Here is a 15,633-nt window from a genome sequence, read left to right as displayed (position 1 = left end):
GCGCCGCGATCACGGACCGCGGCCGACGACCAGGGTAACGCCCCGGGCCGGCGGAGGTCAGCCGTCGACGGCCCGGCGGACGCGGCGGGAGGGGCTGAACGCGTACAGGTCGAGCACGCCGGGCGGGTCGGCGAGCCCGGGGCCGCCGGCTTCGACCCAGGTGGCGATGTCGTCGGCGGCGTCCGTGTCGTTGACCAGGCCCAGCCACACCGGGCGTCCGCCGGCCGCCCGGCCGGCGGCGGAGGGCTGGACGACGACCACGTTGGCGTGCTCGCAGGCGTCCAGGCAGTCGGTCACCCGCACCTGGGCGGTGCCGTCGAGGGCGCGGCGCAGCCCGGCGAGCTGGGCGGGGTGGTCGATGCCGGGGATCTTCGCCGTGCCGCAGCAGCAGCCGCGGCAGACGGTCACGGTGCAGCGGGCCGCCCCGGCGGGGGCGGTGTCGCGGCTGCGGCGGCTCACCGGCCGTACCCGTCGCGGGCGCGGCGCCAGGCGCCGTCGGCGAGCAGGCGCAGGCCGTTGAGGCCGACGATGACGGTGGAGCCCTCGTGTCCCGCGACACCGAGCGGCAGCGGCAGCGTGCCGGCCAGGTCCCAGACGACCAGGCCGGTGATGAACACCGCGGCGACGACGAGGTTCTGCACCACCAGGCGGCGGGCCTGGCGGGAGAGGCGCACGACGGCGGGGATGGTGCCGAGTTCGTCGCGTACGACGACCGCGTCGGCGGTCTCCAGGGCCAGGTCGGAGCCCGCCCGGCCCATGGCGATGCCGGTGTGGGCGGCGGCCAGGGCGGGGGCGTCGTTGACGCCGTCGCCGACCACCAGCACCTTGCGGCCCGCCCGCTGCATCTCCAGGACGGCGGTGACCTTGTCCTGCGGGAGGAGGCCGGCGCGCACGTCGGTGATGCCGACCTCGGCGGCGAGCCGGGCCGCCGCGCGGGCGTTGTCGCCGGTGGCCAGCACGGGGGCGGTGCCGGTGAGCTCGCCGAGGGCGGTCACGGTGGCGGCGGCCTCGTCGCGGAGCCGGTCGGCGATGCCCAGGACCCCCACCGGTGTGCCGTCGAGGGTGACCAGCACGGCGGTGCGGCCCTCCTCCTCCAGGGCGGCGGCGACGGGGTGACCGGTGCGGTCGTCGAGGACGCGGGCGGGGCTGCCGACCCCGACCGTGCGGCCCTCGACCGTCGCGCTCACCCCGGCGCCCGGGGTGGAGGTGAAGTCCTCGGCCGGCGGGACGACCAGGCCGCGGGCGCGGGCGGCGGCGACGACCGCGCGGGCCAGCGGGTGCTCGCTGGGGCGCTCGGCGGCGGCCGCCAGCCGCAGCACCTCGTCCTGCGTCAGGCCGGAGGCGGCCAGCGGGCGGACGTCGGCCACGCGCGGAGTGCCCTCGGTCAGCGTGCCGGTCTTGTCCAGGGCGACCGCGTCCACCTGCCCGAGCCGCTCCATGACGACGGCCGACTTCACCAGCACGCCGTGGCGGCCGGCGTTGGCGATGGCGGACAGCAGCGGGGGCATGGTGGCCAGCACCACCGCGCAGGGGGAGGCGACGATCATGAAGGTCATCGCGCGCAGCAGCGTGGACCGCAGGTCGGCGCCGAGGACGAGCGGCAGGGCGAACAGGGCGAGGGTGGCGGCGACCATGCCGAGGCTGTAGCGCTGCTCGACCTTCTCGATGAACAGCTGGGTGGGGGCCTTGGTCTCGGAGGCCTCCTCCACCATGGCCACGATCCGGGCGATCACGGAGTCGGCCGGGTCCCGTTCGACCTTCACCCACAGGGCGCCCGTGCCGTTCAGGGTTCCGGCGAACACCTCGTCGCCCTGCCGCTTGGCCACGGGCAGCGGTTCGCCGGTGATGGTGGCCTGGTCGACCTCGCTCGTCCCGTCCAGTACCCGGCCGTCGGCCCCGATCCGCTCGCCGGGCCGCACCAGCACGACCTCGCCCACGGCGAGTTGCCCGGTCGGCACCGTCTCCTCGGTGCCGTCGTCGTCGAGCCGGGTGGCGGTGGCGGGGGCCAGGTCGAGCAGGCCGCGCACCGAGTCGGCGGTGCGGGCGGTGGCGATCGCCTCCAGCGCGCCGGAGGTGGCGAAGATGACGATGAGCAGGGCGCCGTCCAGCACCTGCCCGATCGCCGCGGCCCCGAGAGCGGCGACCACCATCAGCAGGTCGACGTCCAGGGTCTTCTCGCGCAGTGCCTGGAGGCCGGCCCGGCCCGGCTCCCAGCCGCCGGTCACGTAGACGGCCGCGAACAGCGGACCCCAGGCCCAGGCCGGGGCTCCCGCCAGGTAGAGCGGCAGGGCGATCAGGAACAGCACCAGCGCCGCGGCCGCCCAGCGGGCCTCGGGCAGGGCGAGGATCCGGGTGCGGCGGCGGGGCAGCGCGGCCTCGCGCGCGGCGCCGGGCGAAGTCTCGCGGGTGGGCGGGGCGGACGTGGATGACATCGACACGGCATCCACCGTAGCAGGAATGAATGAAGAGACATTCATGTGTTCATGAGTGGTGCCGTACCATGGACGCATGGGTCATGGAGCCGCACCGCAGGCCGGAAGCGTCCCGCGCGGGCGCCTGGACGCCGCCAGCGCCGCCAAGGTCGCCACCACCCTGCAGGCACTGGCGACCCCCTCCCGGCTGCTCATCCTCGCCCGCCTGCGCGAAGGCCCGCTGCCCGCGACCGAGCTGGCCGCCGAGGTCGGCATGGAGCAGTCCGCCTGCTCCCACCAGCTCCGCCTGCTGCGCAACCTCGGCCTCGTCGTCGGCACCCGCAAGGGCCGCTCGGTGGTGTACTCCCTCTACGACAACCACGTCGCCGAACTCATCGACCAGGCCATCTACCACGTCGAGCACCTCCGCCTGGGCCTGCCCGACACCGCGGTCACCTTGACGGAGCCGGAACCGGAAGAGGCCACCGCCCCGAGCGCATGAGCGTGGCGGCGGCGGTCACCGCACCACAGCCGGGTGCCCGTCCCGTCGCGGCCTCCCACCGGGTCCGGCACACCGGTCAGGTCTTCCACGGTGGGCCGCGGCCTGCCGGACGCCGGTGAGAGGGCGCTCCGCGTCCGGGGTCAGGCGTCGCTGCGGAGGAGGCGGTACGCCGCGCCCGCCAGGGCCAGTGCCGTCCAGGCGAGGAACACCAGCAGGCCGGACTGGGGGGAGAGGACGGTGGGGTCGGGGGCCAGGGTGAACAGGGACTCGCCGGCGTGGCTCGGCAGGTAGGGGCTGATGTCGGCCTGCCAGGAGCTCGGCAGGAGCGACATCAGGCCGGGGATCAGCATGAAGGTGGCGACCAGGACCGCGACGCCGGCGGCCACCGAGCGCAGCAGCGCGCCGAGGGCGGTGCCGATGACGCCGACCAGGCCGAGGTAGAGCCCGGCGCCCAGCAGGCTGCGGACGACTCCCGCGTGCGTGAAGCCCATCGCGGCGGAGGTGCCGGCGACGACGCGGCTGCCGAACAGGAAGGCGGTGAAGGCGCCCAGGGTGCCGGTCACCAGCGCGACCAGGCCGAACACGGCCGCCTTGGACCACAGCACGGGCAGCCGGCGCGGTACGGCCGTGAGCGTCGAGCGGATCAGGCCGGTGGAGTACTCCCCCGCCGTGACCAGCACGCCGAGGACACCGAGGGCGAGCTGGGCGAAGTTGGTGCCGAAGAGGGACAGGCTGAGGGCCGTCGACCGGGCGAAGTCCCCGGGCATGCGCGCGGAACCGGTCAGGGACCGGAAACGGGTCGCGGCGATGATCCCGAAGGCGACGAGGAAGAGCAGGGCGAGGCCGAGGGTGATCCAGGTGGAGCGCAGCGACCACAGCTTGGCCCACTCGGCGCGCAGCACGCGCGGGCCGGTCACCCGGTAGGCGGGCCGGGCGGGGGCGGTGGTGCCGGCGCCGGCCGTGGTGAGGGTGTCGCTCATGCCGTCCTCCCGGCGGGCTCGGGGGACCCGGGTGCGCCGAGGGCCGTCGTGGAGCCGTGGTACTCCACGGCGTCCCGGGTCAGCTCCATGAACGCCTCCTCCAGCGACACGCTCCGCGCCGTCAGTTCGAACAGGGGGATGCCGTGCTCCGCCGCCTTCAGCCCGATCTCGCGGGCGGTCAGCCCGGTCACCTGCAGCTCCTCGGAGCCGGGCCGGCCGCTGATGTCGACGCCCGGACCGGTCAGGACGTCCCGCAGCCGGGCCGGGTCCCGCGTCGCCACCCGCACCGAGGCGCCGTCCGCCGCGCGGACGAGTTCCTGCACGGTGGTGTCGGCGAGCAGCCGTCCCCGGCCCACGACGATCAGGTGGTCGGCCACCTGTGCCACCTCGCTCATCAGATGGGAGGAGACGAAGACGGTCCGGCCCTCGGCGGCGAGCGAGGTCAGCAGGGTGCGGATCCAGCGCACGCCCTCCGGGTCGAGCCCGTTGACCGGCTCGTCCAGCATCACCGTCTGCGGGTCGCCGAGCAGCGCCGCCGCGATCCCGAGCCGCTGCCCCATGCCGAGGGAGAACGAACCGGCCCGCTTCTTCGCGACGCTGCCGAGCCCCGCCAGCTCGATCACCTCGTCCACGCGGCGGGCCGGGATGCCGTGGGTGAGCGCGAGCGCCCGGAGGTGACTGCGGGCCGAGCGGCCCGGGTGGACGGACTTCGCCTCCAGCAGGGCTCCCACCTCCTGCAGCGGCGCCCGGTGGCGGGCGTAGCGCCGGCCGTTCACGGTGACGGTGCCGCCGGTCGGGGCGTCGAGACCGACGATCATCCGCATCGTCGTGGACTTCCCCGCGCCGTTCGGCCCCAGGAAGCCGGTCACCGAGCCCGGCTTCACGACGAAGTCGAGCCCGTCGACGGCCGTCTTCTCCCCGTACCTCTTGGTCAGCTGCCGTGCGTCGATCATGTGCGCCCTCTCTCTCGACCGGGCGCCCGCGTCCGACGCCCCACCCGCCACGCTATGGCCCGGATTGCCCGACTTCCGTGGTATCGGGGGCTGAACGGACCACAGAGGGGGTCGACGCGCCGTGCTCAGCAGTAGGGCGGCTGGTTGGTGAGCGCGGAGGCCACCCGCATCCACACCCCGAACAGGCGGTAGAGCGCGGGGAGCGGGCCGGCGGCCCGGACGGTGCGGCTGTCCACGGCCGTCACCGAGGGGATGCCCAGCAGGGTCGCGGCGACCGACGCGGACTGCCAGCGGACGGTGAGGGTCGCCTCGGCGGCCGGCCGCACCCCGTCCCGCGCACGGGGCGGCAGTTCCGCCAGTGCCCGCGCGACCCCCTCCTCGATGGCCTTGCGCGCCTCCCGCGGCGGGCGCAGTTCGGCCGCGAACCGGTCGTGGGCGTACTTCACCGGGACCGTGGCGACCGACGCGTCCCACGCCGTCATCTCCGCGCACGCCGCGTCGTCACCCGTGAGGGTCACCACCGGGACGCCCAGGGCCGCCGCGGTGGCGTGGGCGAGGCCGATCTCGCCGACGGGGCGGCCGTCCAGCCACATGTCCTCGATCTCGTGGCCCATGAAGCTGTGGCTGAGCACGCCGAGCGCGCCGGCCCGGGCGTGGTAGCCGACGCAGACCACCGCGTCGTACTCGCCGGTGAGCCCTTCCAGCATGCCCATCTGCTTGGGCTTGCCGCGGACCAGGCGGGCGGCCGGGTGCAGCGCCTCCGGCAGCAGGTTGCGCATCGGACCGTGGGCGTCGTTCACCAGTGCGGCGCTCGCCCCCGCCGCCAGCGCGCCTCGTACGGCCGCGTTGACGTCCTCGGCCATCATGGAACGGCCCCGCTCGTAGTCCCGCCCGCCGGGCTGGACGTCGTCGGAGTCCACCAGTCCGGTGACGCCCTCCATGTCGGCGCTGACGTAGATCCGCATGAAGCCGACCCTAACCCGCCCCTCACCCGACCCTACGTAATGTAGGTTCCAACCGCCCAGGACCACTGTCCGTTCAACGGGGGAACACATGCAGGACACGGAGACGGAGCCCGGCCCGGCGGGGCGGATCGCTGCGCGCGGCCTCGCCCCGACGCTGGCCCTGCTGGCCGTCAGCCTCGTGGTGGCCGCCGTCGGCGTGTACGAGCTGAGCGGCTTCGGGCTGCACAGCCTCGACCGGCGCCCGCACCTGTTCAGCGACGGCCTGGCCACCGGCGGGGTGATCGTCGCCGTCGTGGCGGCCGGGGCGGCCGTCGGCAACCTGGCCTGGACCCTGGCCGCGGCCCGGCGCGACACGGAGGGTCCCGGGTGAGAAGCCGGTGAGAGTACCGGCGGCCGGCCCCGCGGGCGTGTGCCCGTGCCGCGCGCGGGCACCCGCTCACCGCTGCGGGTGAGACCCTGTGCGCGGGATGTGTGCTCACCGCATCCGCGCTACCCTACGCGCTGTAGGGTCAGCGTTGCCCCGTCCCCTCCCCCAAGGTGCCCGTCACCATGCCCGCACGTCAGCCGAGCCTGATCTCCCCACAGGTTCCCGCGCAGCGCAAGCCGCGCCTCCCCTCCCTGCCGACCGGCGGCCGGCTCAGGAAACGCGCCGCGGTGGCCACCGTCTGGTACCTGCGGCTGATGGCCGTGCTCAACATCGCCGCCGTGCTCTCCCTGCCGTTCCGCGAGGAGGTCCACGAGCACAACGCGGGCGAGTTCTTCACCCCGTACCTGGCCACGGCCGGCCTGGTCTCGGCGGCGCTCGCCTCCTTCCTCGCCGTGGTGATGCGCCGCCGCAAACGCGCCGCCTGGGTGTCCAACCTGCTCCTCGCCGGCCCCCTCCTCGCCCTCTACGTCCTCGCGCTCACCCGCGACCCGTACGGCGACCACTTCTTCAACTGGCTCTCCACCGCCCTGACCGGCCTGTTCGTGGCGGCCCTGCTGATCTCCCGGCGCGAGTTCGACGCCATCGGCGACCGCTCCAACCCGCGCCTCGCCCTCGCCGTCGGCACCGGCGGCGTCCTGGTCAGCGGCACCCTCGGCACCCTGCTGGTGCACGCGACGAACACCCTGCCCGGCGCCACCGTCCAGGACGAGATCGCCTACACCCTGCTGCGCGGCATCAGCGTCGGCCCGCTCGCCGACCGCGTCGACGCCGTGCACGCGCCCCGCTGGGTGGACATCATCGTCAACGTCCTGATCGCCGTGACCTTCCTCCTCGTCCTCTACGCCTGCTTCCGCGCCCCCCGCGGCGCCTGCCTGCTCGGCAGCGACGACGAGGCGCGGCTGCGGGAGCTGCTCGACCGGCACGGCGAGCGCGACTCGCTCGGCTACTTCGCGCTGCGCCGCGACAAGGCCGCCATGTTCTCCCCCAGCGGCAAGGCGGCCGTCACCTACCGGGTCGTCGGCGGCGTCAGCCTGGCCTCCGGCGACCCCATCGGCGACCCCGAGGCCTGGCCCGGCGCCATCGACGCCTGGCTTGCCGAGGCCCGCCGGCACGCCTGGACGCCCGCCGTCATGGGCGCGAGCGAGGAAGCCGGCACCGTCTACGCCCGGCACGGCATGGACGCCCTCGAACTGGGTGACGAGGCGATCGTCGACCTCGCCGACTTCACCCTGGAGGGCCGGGCCATGCGGGTCGTCCGGCAGGCCCACAACCGGGTGCGCCGGGCCGGCTACACCGTCAGCATCCGCCGCCACGAGGACATCCCGGCCGACGAGATGTCCGTCCTCGTCGACCGCGCCGACCACTGGCGCGACGGCACCACCGAACGCGGCTTCTCCATGGCCCTCGGCCGCCTCGGCGACCCCGCCGACGGCCGCTGCGTGATGCTGGAGTGCCGGGACGCCGAGGGACAGCCGCGGGCCGTGCTCAGCTTCGTGCCCTGGGGCGAGCACGGCCTCTCGCTCGATCTGATGCGCCGCGACCGGGACTGCGAGAACGGCCTCATGGAGTACATGGTCGTGGAACTGCTGCTGCGGGCCGAGGAGCTGGGCATCCGCCGGGTCTCCCTGAACTTCGCCATGTTCCGCTCGGTCTTCGAACGCGGCTCCCGCCTCGGCGCCGGCCCGGTGCTGCGGCTGTGGCGCTCCGTCCTCACCTTCTTCTCCCGCTGGTGGCAGATCGAGTCCCTCTACCGCGCGAACGCCAAGTACCGCCCGCTGTGGGAACCCCGCTTCCTGCTCTTCGCCAAGAGCAGCGACATCCCCCGCATCGGCCTGGCCAGCGCCCGCGCGGAGGGGTTCCTGACCCTGCCGGGGCTGGGCGCACGCTCGTAACCGCGGGCGGCACGCCGGCGGGGGCCGCACGCCCGGCGGAGGCCGCGACGGCCCCTCAGCCGCCCTCTCCTCGGCCGCCCCCTCGGCCGAGGTGACCGAGGTGGCCGAGGGGACCGTGGTGGCCTTGATGCCCCTGGTGGCCCTGGTGGCCGCCCCCGCCGCTGCCGCCGAGCCCGCCGCCCACCGTGAACCCGATGACCGCCCCGCCGCCCTCCCGCCGGAAGGCGAACGGCGCCCCGCCGTGCGCCATGGCGACCTCGCGGACGATGGACAGCCCGAGCCCGGACCCGGGCAGCGACCGCGCGTCGGCGGCCCGGTAGAAACGGTCGAAGATACGGATGAGGTCGCCCTCGGCGATGCCCGGCCCCCGGTCGAGGACCTCCACGCGCACCGTCCCCGACCGCGCCGGACCGGTGACGTTGATCTCGATGGGGGCCGTCCCGTCCCGGTCGAACTTCGCCGCGTTCTCGACCAGGTTCGACATGGCCCGCTGCAGCATCCCGGGCCGCCCGTCGGTGCTGGTGTCGCCGCTCGCGCGCAGCACCACCTCCCGCCCGGTCCGCCGCCTGGCCAGCCCCGCCACGTCCTCGGCGATGTCGGCCAGGTCCACCCGCTGCGGCGGCTCGGTGTCGAACTGCCCGGCCGCGAGGTCGACCAGCTCGTTGACCAGGTCGGTCAGCTCCCGGGCCTCCTGCGTGAGGTCGGCGACGAGCTCCTCCCGGGTGGCCGGCGGCAGCTCGTCGATGCGCCGCAGCAGCGAGATGTTCGTCCGCAGCGAGGTCAGCGGCGTGCGCAGTTCGTGGCCCGCGTCCTGGACCAGCCGCCGCTGGTCCTCCTCGGACTGGGCGAGCCGCCCCAGCATGCGGTCGAAGGCGCGGCCGAGCCGGCCGACCTCGTCCAGACCCGCGACGGGCACCTGGATGCCCAGCTGCCGGGTGCGGGCCACGTCCTCGGCCGCGGAGGTCAGGACCACCAGGCGCCTGGTGATCCGGCGCGCCAGCCACCAGCCGAACAGCCCGGCGGCGACCACGACCGCCGACATCAGGATCAGGGTCCGCTGCTGCAGCGCCCGCAGCAGGTCCTCGGTGTCGCTGAACTCCTGCGCCACCTGCACCGCGCCCTTGCCGTCCCCGAGGGAGACGGTGGCGACCCGGAACAGGTCCTCGCCGACCCGCACGTCCCGGTGCTCGGCCAGCTTCCCGGCCGCCTCCGCCCGGGCCACGCCCCTGTCGCGCACGGTCACCGGCAGCACCGGGCTGCCGTGGTCGACGATCTGCCCCCGCGCGCCCAGCACCTGCACATCGGTGCGGGCGGGCCGGACCACGTCGTGGCCCGGCCGGGAGGAGGAGAAGTCCTCCGGGACCATCTCGTGCTGCCGCACCTCGTCCTGGACGTCCTGCACGACCTGCGTGAACACCGACTGCTGGTCCACCCGGACCAGACGGGCCGCGGAGCCGTACGACAGGATGCCGACCAGGATCGTCACGGCGGCCGTGACCGCCGCGAAGGACACCGCGAACGTCGTGCGCAGGGAGACCAGCTTGGGCCGGGGCCCGGCAGGCAGCCGCCAGCCGCCCCCCACTAGTCCTCCCGCAGCACGTAACCCACGCCCCGCACGGTGTGGATCAGCTGCGGAGCGCCCGGCTCGTCCAGCTTGCGGCGCAGATAACCGACGTACACGGCCAGGTTCTTCGAGCCCGGGCCGAAGTCGTAGCCCCAGATCCGGTCGTAGATCGTGGAGTGGTCGAGCACGATGCCCGCGTTGCGCACCAGCAGCTCCAGCAGCTCGAACTCGGTACGGGTCAGCTCCAGCTCACGCCGGCCGCGCCAGGCCCGCCGGGCCTGCAGGTCCATCAGGATGCCCGCGGCCTCCACCTGCCGGTCGGAGACCTGCACCTCCCGCCCGCCGCCGTCGCCGCCGGAGCCGGCGCCGCCCGCGGGCACCGGGCTCGTCCGCCGCAGCAGCGCGCGCAGCCGGGCGAAGACCTCCTCGACGTCGAACGGCTTCACGACGTAGTCGTCGGCGCCGGCGTCCAGGCCCGCGATCCGGTCCGCGGTCTCCACCAGGGCGGTGAGCATGAGGATCGGCGTGCGGTCGCCCTCGGCGCGCAGCACCCGGCAGACCTGCAGCCCGTCGATGCCCGGCATCATCACGTCGAGCACGAGGACGTCCGGCGGCGTCCGGTGGGCCTGCGCCAGCGCCTCCACCCCGTCGGCGACCGCCGTCACCTCGTAGCCCTCCAGACTCAGGGCCCGCTCCAGGGCATGGCGGATGGCACGGTCGTCTTCGGCGAGCAGCACAGTCTGGGACACGCCCCCAGTCTGCCAAGGCGCGCGCTGGTTGGCCTGGGGCGATCGGACCTACGATCACCCTTTTTACCCGGCTCTCACCGTCACACAGGCAACCCGGGGCCGGGGCCCTGCCGTCTTCTCACCGCTGCCGCCCCGCCGCCCGGACCGCGACGGGCCGCCCGGGGCACCGGCACCACCCGGCCGCGCACCCCGCCGTCCGCGGGCCGCGCATGCGCCTGGCCCGCGTCCGCGAGACGGAAGGCCCCGGCCGCCCGCCGGCTCGGCACACCCTCGTCCACCAGCCCGGACACCTCCGCCGCACCGGCCAGGACCGCCGCCTCGGTGGCGAGTGCCGAACCCGGGTCGCCTAGCCCCGGGAGCGGTCCCGCAGCCGCGCGATCTGCTCCCCGCTGAACTCCACCGTCCGCGCCATGTGCCGGACGATCACCGCCAGCTCGTCGTCGTCCAGCTCGTCGAAGATCCGCGACCAGTCACCGGCCAGCGCCTCCCACATCCGCCCGAACTCGGCGATCCGCTCCGGCACCGTCGCCACCAGCACCCGCCGCCGGTCCGCCTCGTCCCGCCGCCGCACCACGTACCCGGCCCGCTCCAGCCGGTCCACCAGCCGGGTCGCCGACCCCGTCGTCAGCCCCGTCAGCTCCGCGACCCGGCCCGTGGTCACCGGCTCCGCCTCCAGCGTGAGCAGGTTCAGGCACTGCAGATCGGTCGGATGCAGCCCGATACGGTCGGCGACCGCCTGGTTGAACAGGGCGTACGAGGCCATGTAGCGCCGGGAGACCACCGCCAGCTCCGCCAGCAGCCCGGACCGCCCGGTCCCCTTCCCGGCCATGCCGCACTCCCCTTCGTCCACGTGGAGCAGAGATCGGTGGAGCAGCGATCGTACGACGCCGGGACGACGCCGGCGGCTCGGAAGGCGTACGCGTCACCGGTGTCCAGCACCAGCACCCTCAGCCGGCCGTTCGTCCGGTCCCGCTCCACCGCGCCCCCGCTCCAGGCCGTCTCCACCTCGAGTGTCACCTCCGACGGCCGGTCCGCCAGCCGCACCACGGCATCGATCTCCTGCCCCGCCCGGCCACAGCGCCCCGGTCCCGCACACCACCGTCCGCTCGTCCGTGCGCGCGCACCGATCCGGCAACCGCTGCTCCCGCGCCGGCGGCACCGACCAGCGCAGCAGCACGCTCGCGTCGCTCACCTCGGCCGGCCCGTCGTCCCGCGGGGTCAGCCGCACCTCCGCCGCGTCCCCGCTCATCACCGCGCTCCCGTGGAACGACAGATCGGCCTCCGGCCCCGGGACCGCCCCGGCCGGACCGGTCACGCCCGCGCCCACCGCCACGGCACCGCACACGCCCAGCAGCCGCACCCGACTCATCCGCACGCCACCTCGCCTCGGCCCCCGCTGCCCGGCCCCGTGATGTCCGTACCGATGTATGCCACGCCCCGCGGCCGCCAGACCCCCTCCAACAGGTGACAGCCGCCCGGCGTGCCAAGCTGCGCGCATGCCGATCCTCCGCTCCGCCGCCCTGTTCGTCCTCGCCGCGCTGTTCGAGATCGGCGGCGCCTGGCTGGTCTGGCAGGGCGTGCGCGAACACCGCGGCTGGCTGTGGATCACCGGCGGGATCCTCGCCCTGGGCGCCTACGGGTTCGTCGCCACCTTCCAGCCCGACGCCCACTTCGGCCGCATCCTCGCCGCGTACGGCGGCATCTTCGTGGCCGGCTCCCTGCTGTGGGGCGTGGTCGCCGACGGCTACCGGCCCGACCGCTGGGACATCGCGGGTGCCCTGATCTGCCTGGCCGGCATGGCCGTGATCATGTGGGCGCCGAGGAACGGCTCCTGACCCTCACCTACCCTGGAGGGGCGCCGACCCCTTACTCCCCTGGAGCAGCCATGGCCACCGCCGCCCCGCCCGCCGCCTCCCGCATCGCCGTCGTCACCGGTGCGAGCAGCGGCATCGGCGCCGCCACGGCCCGCCGGCTCGCCGAGGCGGGCTACCGCGTCGTCCTCACCGCCCGCCGCAAGGACCGCATCGAGGCGCTGGCCGAGGAGCTGAACGGGGCGGGCCACTCGGCGGTCGCCTACCCGCTGGACGTGACCGACCGCGCGGCCGTCGACGAGTTCGCGACGGCCTTCGAGACGATCGGCGTCCTGGTCAACAACGCGGGCGGCGCCCTCGGCGCGGACCCGGTCGCCACCGGCGACCCCGCCGACTGGCGCGCGATGTACGAGACGAACGTCATCGGCACCCTGAACCTCACCCAGGCCCTGCTGCCCAAGCTGGAGGCCAGCGGCGACGGCGTGGTGGTCGTCGTCTCCTCCACCGCCGGCCACGGCACCTACGAGGGCGGCGCCGGCTACGTGGCCGCCAAGCACGGCGCCCACGTCCTCGCCGAGACACTCCGCCTGGAGATCGTCGGCACACCGGTCCGTGTCGTCGAGATCGCCCCCGGCATGGTCAAGACCGAGGAGTTCGCCCTCACCCGCTTCGGCGGCGACACCGAGCGGGCCGCGAAGGTCTACGAGGGCGTGGCCGAGCCGCTCACCGCCGACGACGTCGCCGAGACCATCACCTGGGCGGTCACCCGTCCCAGCCACGTCAACGTCGACCTCCTCGTCCTGCGCCCCCGCGCCCAGGCCTCCAACACCAAGGTCCACCGGGAGCCGTGATGCCGACCGACGATTCCGCGAACAGCCTCGAACAGCGCCGCCTGGCCCAGGAGACGAAGAACGAACGCCAGGTCTGGTACTTCCTCGCGTACTTCCTCTTCGGCATCCACTTCGTGGCCTTCGTGATGATCTACGCGGTGCGGCACGCGAAGTAGCCGCACCGCGAGTCCGGCCGCGTCAGCCCTTCACGCACACGACCTGCTTCAGCTTCGCCACGACCTCCACCAGGTCCCGCTGCTGGTCGATGACCTGGTCGATCGACTTGTAGGCACCCGGGATCTCGTCCACGACACCGGAGTCCTTGCGGCACTCCACGCCCCGGGTCTGGTCCTCCAGGTCCTTCGTCGTGAAGCGGCGCTTGGCCGCGTTGCGGCTCATCCGCCGGCCCGCGCCGTGCGACGCCGAGTTGAAGGCCTTCTCGTTGCCGAGGCCCTTCACGATGTACGAACCCGTGCCCATGGAGCCCGGGATGATGCCGTACTCGCCGGAGCCGGCCCGGATCGCGCCCTTGCGGGTCACGAGCAGGTCCATGCCGTCGTACCGCTCCTGCGCCACGTAGTTGTGGTGGCAGGAGATCTCCGGCTCGAAGACGGGCTTCGCCTTCTTGAACTCCTTGCGGACGACGTCCTTCAGGAGCGCCATCATCAGCGTGCGGTTGTACTTGGCGTACTCCTGCGCCCAGAACAGGTCGTTGCGGTACGCCGCCATCTGGGGCGTGTCCGAGACGAACACGGCGAGGTCGCGGTCGACGAGGCCCTGGTTGTGCGGGAGCTTCTGGGCCACGCCGATGTGATGCTCGGCGAGTTCCTTGCCGATGTTGCGGGAGCCGGAGTGGAGCATGAGCCACACGACGTCGGACGTATCGACGCAAAGTTCGATAAAGTGATTCCCTTGGCCAAGGGTTCCTATTTGCGTGATCGCTCGCTCCCGGCGGAACTTCACTGCCTCGGCGATCCCGTCGAACCGTCCCCAGAAGTCGTCCCACCCGGCAGTCGCCAGCCCGTGAAAGCGGCCAGGCTCCACGGGGTCCCGGTGAACTCCCCGACCCACCGGAATCGCCTGCTCGATCCGCGACCGCAGCCGCGACAGGTCGCCGGGGAGGTCGTTTGCCGTCAGGGACGTCTTCACCGCCGACATCCCGCAGCCGATGTCCACCCCGACCGCCGCCGGGCACACCGCGCCCCGCATCGCGATGACCGAGCCGACCGTCGCGCCCTTTCCGTAGTGGACGTCCGGCATGACGGCCAGGCCCTCGATCCAGGGCAGGGTGGCGACGTTCTGCAGCTGGCGGAGGGCCACGTCCTCGACCGTCGCGGGGTCGGTCCACATCCGGATCGGGACCTTGGTGCCCGGCATCTCCACGTACGACATGTGTTCCTCGTTCCCCCGGAAAAGCAAACAAAAGGCAGATAAGAAGCAGAACGCAAAAGCCGCGCCATCGTTGGCGAAAAGGGACGCGGGACCGGCGTCCACGGCAGTGCGTGCGATACACATTGTCTCCAGGGAGCGCCCCGCCGCAGCAAGCGAATAACCAGCGGGGACCGTCGAGAGGAGCCCGATCGTGCAGCGGAAGGCGTACGTCACCGGTACCGCCGCCCTCCTCGCGGCGCTGCTGGCCGGCTGCACGAGCGGTTCGGGGGGCGGTGACCGCACGGACGACTCCAACCCGGGGGACGCCGGTACGGCGACGGTGGCGGCCCAGCCCGGCAAGTACCGCAGCCTGCCGGAGGCCTGCGGCGCGGTCGACCACGACACGCTCGACTCCCTGCTGCCCGGCATCAAGCAGATCACCGACCCGGACCAGCGGGACAAGGCGTACCAGGGCGACGCGGAGCTCACCTACAACACCGACCGCAGGACGGGCTGCCGTTGGAAGGTGGAGTCCGCCGACGCCACCGACCGGCTCTCGGTCGACTTCGAGCGCGTGGTGTCGTACGACAACGCGGTCAGCGACGACGACCAGGCGCGGAAGCTGTTCGAGGAGCGGGAGTCCGCCGCGGATCTGCCCACGCCGGCCGCGTCCTCCCCCTCCTCAACCTCCTCCGCCTCGCCCTCCGGGTCTTCCGGATCCGCCGCTCCCGGTTCCTCGCCGTCTGCCACGGCCACCGCGAGCGGTGGGGCCTCCCCGGCCTCCCCGTCGGCCTCGGAGTCCGGGACGGACGAGTCGGCGGATCTGCAGCCGCGGGTGCTGCCCGACCTCGGTGACGAGGCGTATCTGGACGACCGGCTGAGCACGTCCGGTCCGACGGCCGAGCAGCGGACGGTGACTGTGGTGTTCCGCACGTCCAACGTCATCGTGACCCTCGAGTACGAGGAGCAGCCGATGGCCACGGGAGCGGTGCCGGACAGCAAGGAAATGCAGGACAGGGCCCGTGAGCTGGCCTCCGGGCTGGACGACGCGCTGGGTGGCTGAGGGTCCCTCAGACCGCTTCCGTCCTCGCCCGGGAAGCGGGTGAACGCAAGCCGCACCGCTCCTTCACCGCGTACCGTGGCCCCGCAGGAACCCGCACGAACACCGAGTGTCACGA

17 protein-coding genes and 1 pseudogene are annotated in these 15,633 nt (G+C 73.8%); 9 read left to right on the top strand and 9 right to left on the bottom strand.

Annotation, left to right across the window (positions count from 1 at the left end):
- Positions 1 to 57: 57 nt before the first annotated feature.
- Both AQJ66_RS31455 and AQJ66_RS31450 read right to left on the bottom strand, forming a co-directional pair.
- On the bottom strand, positions 58 to 459 hold the full coding sequence (locus AQJ66_RS31455) for a hypothetical protein (protein ID WP_061928756.1): 402 nt from the start codon (positions 457 to 459) through the stop codon (positions 58 to 60).
- The gene (locus tag AQJ66_RS31450; protein ID WP_061928905.1) at positions 456 to 2,432 is read right to left on the bottom strand and encodes a heavy metal translocating P-type ATPase; all 1,977 of its coding nucleotides are present in this window, start codon (positions 2,430 to 2,432) and stop codon (positions 456 to 458) included. Before AQJ66_RS31450 ends, AQJ66_RS31455 begins: the two co-directional genes overlap by 4 nt.
- 76 nt (positions 2,433 to 2,508) lie before the next feature.
- Between AQJ66_RS31450 and AQJ66_RS31445 the strand changes: the two genes are divergently transcribed.
- Entirely contained in the window at positions 2,509 to 2,913 is a 405-nt protein-coding gene (locus AQJ66_RS31445; RefSeq protein WP_061928754.1) for an ArsR/SmtB family transcription factor, read from the top strand.
- A pseudogene (locus AQJ66_RS41070) lies at positions 2,892 to 3,032 on the top strand (phosphorothioated DNA-binding restriction endonuclease); the annotation flags it as partial. The gene AQJ66_RS31445 and the pseudogene AQJ66_RS41070, both read left to right, overlap by 22 nt.
- 21 nt (positions 3,033 to 3,053) lie before the next feature.
- On the opposite strand, the gene AQJ66_RS31440 reads toward AQJ66_RS41070, so the two are convergent.
- The 3 genes from AQJ66_RS31440 to AQJ66_RS31430 form a co-directional block, all read right to left on the bottom strand.
- Positions 3,054 to 3,893 carry an ABC transporter permease gene (locus tag AQJ66_RS31440; protein WP_061928752.1) on the bottom strand — a complete coding sequence of 280 codons (840 nt, stop codon included), beginning with the start codon at positions 3,891 to 3,893 and terminating at the stop codon, positions 3,054 to 3,056.
- A complete protein-coding gene (locus tag AQJ66_RS31435) occupies positions 3,890 to 4,846 on the bottom strand; it encodes an ABC transporter ATP-binding protein (RefSeq protein ID WP_061928750.1) in 957 nt (318 codons plus the stop codon). Before AQJ66_RS31435 ends, AQJ66_RS31440 begins: the two co-directional genes overlap by 4 nt.
- Before the next feature lie 125 nt (positions 4,847 to 4,971).
- Positions 4,972 to 5,811 (bottom strand): M55 family metallopeptidase, encoded by an 840-nt coding sequence (locus tag AQJ66_RS31430; protein WP_061928748.1) that lies wholly within the window; start codon positions 5,809 to 5,811, stop codon positions 4,972 to 4,974.
- An 88-nt stretch (positions 5,812 to 5,899) separates the two neighbouring features.
- On the opposite strand from AQJ66_RS31430, the gene AQJ66_RS31425 reads away from it, so the two are divergent.
- Complete coding sequence (locus tag AQJ66_RS31425) at positions 5,900 to 6,181, top strand: hypothetical protein (RefSeq protein ID WP_061928746.1); 282 nt, start codon at positions 5,900 to 5,902, stop codon at positions 6,179 to 6,181.
- Positions 6,182 to 6,360: 179 nt separating this feature from the next.
- Positions 6,361 to 8,130 carry a phosphatidylglycerol lysyltransferase domain-containing protein gene (locus tag AQJ66_RS31420; protein ID WP_079060536.1) on the top strand — a complete coding sequence of 590 codons (1,770 nt, stop codon included), beginning with the start codon at positions 6,361 to 6,363 and terminating at the stop codon, positions 8,128 to 8,130.
- Positions 8,131 to 8,185: 55 nt separating this feature from the next.
- Here the strand turns inward: AQJ66_RS31420 and AQJ66_RS31415 are convergent, their stop codons facing one another.
- The 3 genes from AQJ66_RS31415 to AQJ66_RS31405 form a co-directional block, all read right to left on the bottom strand.
- The gene (locus AQJ66_RS31415; protein ID WP_079060535.1) at positions 8,186 to 9,712 is read right to left on the bottom strand and encodes a sensor histidine kinase; all 1,527 of its coding nucleotides are present in this window, start codon (positions 9,710 to 9,712) and stop codon (positions 8,186 to 8,188) included.
- A complete protein-coding gene (locus AQJ66_RS31410; protein WP_061928744.1) occupies positions 9,712 to 10,431 on the bottom strand; it encodes a response regulator transcription factor in 720 nt (239 codons plus the stop codon). The genes AQJ66_RS31415 and AQJ66_RS31410 overlap by 1 nt, the downstream gene beginning before the upstream one ends.
- A gap of 358 nt (positions 10,432 to 10,789) precedes the next feature.
- Positions 10,790 to 11,272, bottom strand: coding sequence for a MarR family winged helix-turn-helix transcriptional regulator (locus AQJ66_RS31405; protein WP_061928742.1), 483 nt, complete (start codon positions 11,270 to 11,272; stop codon positions 10,790 to 10,792).
- Between the two features lie 283 nt (positions 11,273 to 11,555).
- Here AQJ66_RS31405 and AQJ66_RS39130 point away from each other — a divergent pair, with 283 nt between their 5' ends.
- From AQJ66_RS39130 to AQJ66_RS39560, 4 genes are all read left to right on the top strand, one after another.
- Positions 11,556 to 11,855, top strand: coding sequence for a hypothetical protein (locus tag AQJ66_RS39130; RefSeq protein ID WP_061928740.1), 300 nt, complete (start codon positions 11,556 to 11,558; stop codon positions 11,853 to 11,855).
- Between the two features lie 84 nt (positions 11,856 to 11,939).
- Positions 11,940 to 12,278, top strand: coding sequence for a YnfA family protein (locus AQJ66_RS31395; protein WP_061928738.1), 339 nt, complete (start codon positions 11,940 to 11,942; stop codon positions 12,276 to 12,278).
- A gap of 50 nt (positions 12,279 to 12,328) precedes the next feature.
- Complete coding sequence (locus tag AQJ66_RS31390) at positions 12,329 to 13,105, top strand: SDR family NAD(P)-dependent oxidoreductase (protein WP_061928736.1); 777 nt, start codon at positions 12,329 to 12,331, stop codon at positions 13,103 to 13,105.
- Positions 13,105 to 13,260: a hypothetical protein gene (locus AQJ66_RS39560; protein WP_167359202.1), complete on the top strand. Its 156-nt coding sequence runs from the start codon at positions 13,105 to 13,107 to the stop codon at positions 13,258 to 13,260. The genes AQJ66_RS31390 and AQJ66_RS39560 overlap by 1 nt, the downstream gene beginning before the upstream one ends.
- A 22-nt stretch (positions 13,261 to 13,282) precedes the next feature.
- Here AQJ66_RS39560 and AQJ66_RS31385 read toward each other — a convergent pair whose 3' ends face one another.
- On the bottom strand, positions 13,283 to 14,476 hold the full coding sequence (locus tag AQJ66_RS31385) for an RtcB family protein (RefSeq protein WP_061928734.1): 1,194 nt from the start codon (positions 14,474 to 14,476) through the stop codon (positions 13,283 to 13,285).
- Positions 14,477 to 14,666: 190 nt separating this feature from the next.
- Here AQJ66_RS31385 and AQJ66_RS31380 point away from each other — a divergent pair, with 190 nt between their 5' ends.
- A complete protein-coding gene (locus tag AQJ66_RS31380) occupies positions 14,667 to 15,518 on the top strand; it encodes a hypothetical protein (protein ID WP_061928732.1) in 852 nt (283 codons plus the stop codon).
- The last annotated feature ends 115 nt before the right edge of the window (positions 15,519 to 15,633 follow it).

This window comes from Streptomyces bungoensis, from assembly GCF_001514215.1.
In the GTDB taxonomy this organism is placed as follows: domain Bacteria; phylum Actinomycetota; class Actinomycetes; order Streptomycetales; family Streptomycetaceae; genus Streptomyces; species Streptomyces bungoensis.
This window is presented reverse-complemented; position numbering and strand designations above follow the sequence as displayed.

What these genes read in the sequence shown, in the direction of transcription:
- AQJ66_RS31395 (WP_061928738.1), top strand. Translation starts at nt 11,940, where the DNA reads ATGCCGATCCTCCGCTCCGCCGCCCTGTTCGTCCTCGCCGCGCTGTTC.
- AQJ66_RS31425 (WP_061928746.1), top strand. Translation starts at nt 5,900, where the DNA reads ATGCAGGACACGGAGACGGAGCCCGGCCCGGCGGGGCGGATCGCTGCG.
- AQJ66_RS31435 (WP_061928750.1), bottom strand. Translation starts at nt 4,846, where the DNA reads ATGATCGACGCACGGCAGCTGACCAAGAGGTACGGGGAGAAGACGGCC.
- AQJ66_RS39560 (WP_167359202.1), top strand. Translation starts at nt 13,105, where the DNA reads ATGCCGACCGACGATTCCGCGAACAGCCTCGAACAGCGCCGCCTGGCC.
- AQJ66_RS31430 (WP_061928748.1), bottom strand. Translation starts at nt 5,811, where the DNA reads ATGCGGATCTACGTCAGCGCCGACATGGAGGGCGTCACCGGACTGGTG.
- AQJ66_RS31390 (WP_061928736.1), top strand. Translation starts at nt 12,329, where the DNA reads ATGGCCACCGCCGCCCCGCCCGCCGCCTCCCGCATCGCCGTCGTCACC.
- AQJ66_RS31420 (WP_079060536.1), top strand. Translation starts at nt 6,361, where the DNA reads ATGCCCGCACGTCAGCCGAGCCTGATCTCCCCACAGGTTCCCGCGCAG.
- AQJ66_RS31450 (WP_061928905.1), bottom strand. Translation starts at nt 2,432, where the DNA reads ATGTCATCCACGTCCGCCCCGCCCACCCGCGAGACTTCGCCCGGCGCC.
- AQJ66_RS31385 (WP_061928734.1), bottom strand. Translation starts at nt 14,476, where the DNA reads ATGTCGTACGTGGAGATGCCGGGCACCAAGGTCCCGATCCGGATGTGG.
- AQJ66_RS31440 (WP_061928752.1), bottom strand. Translation starts at nt 3,893, where the DNA reads ATGAGCGACACCCTCACCACGGCCGGCGCCGGCACCACCGCCCCCGCC.
- AQJ66_RS31405 (WP_061928742.1), bottom strand. Translation starts at nt 11,272, where the DNA reads ATGGCCGGGAAGGGGACCGGGCGGTCCGGGCTGCTGGCGGAGCTGGCG.
- AQJ66_RS31445 (WP_061928754.1), top strand. Translation starts at nt 2,509, where the DNA reads ATGGGTCATGGAGCCGCACCGCAGGCCGGAAGCGTCCCGCGCGGGCGC.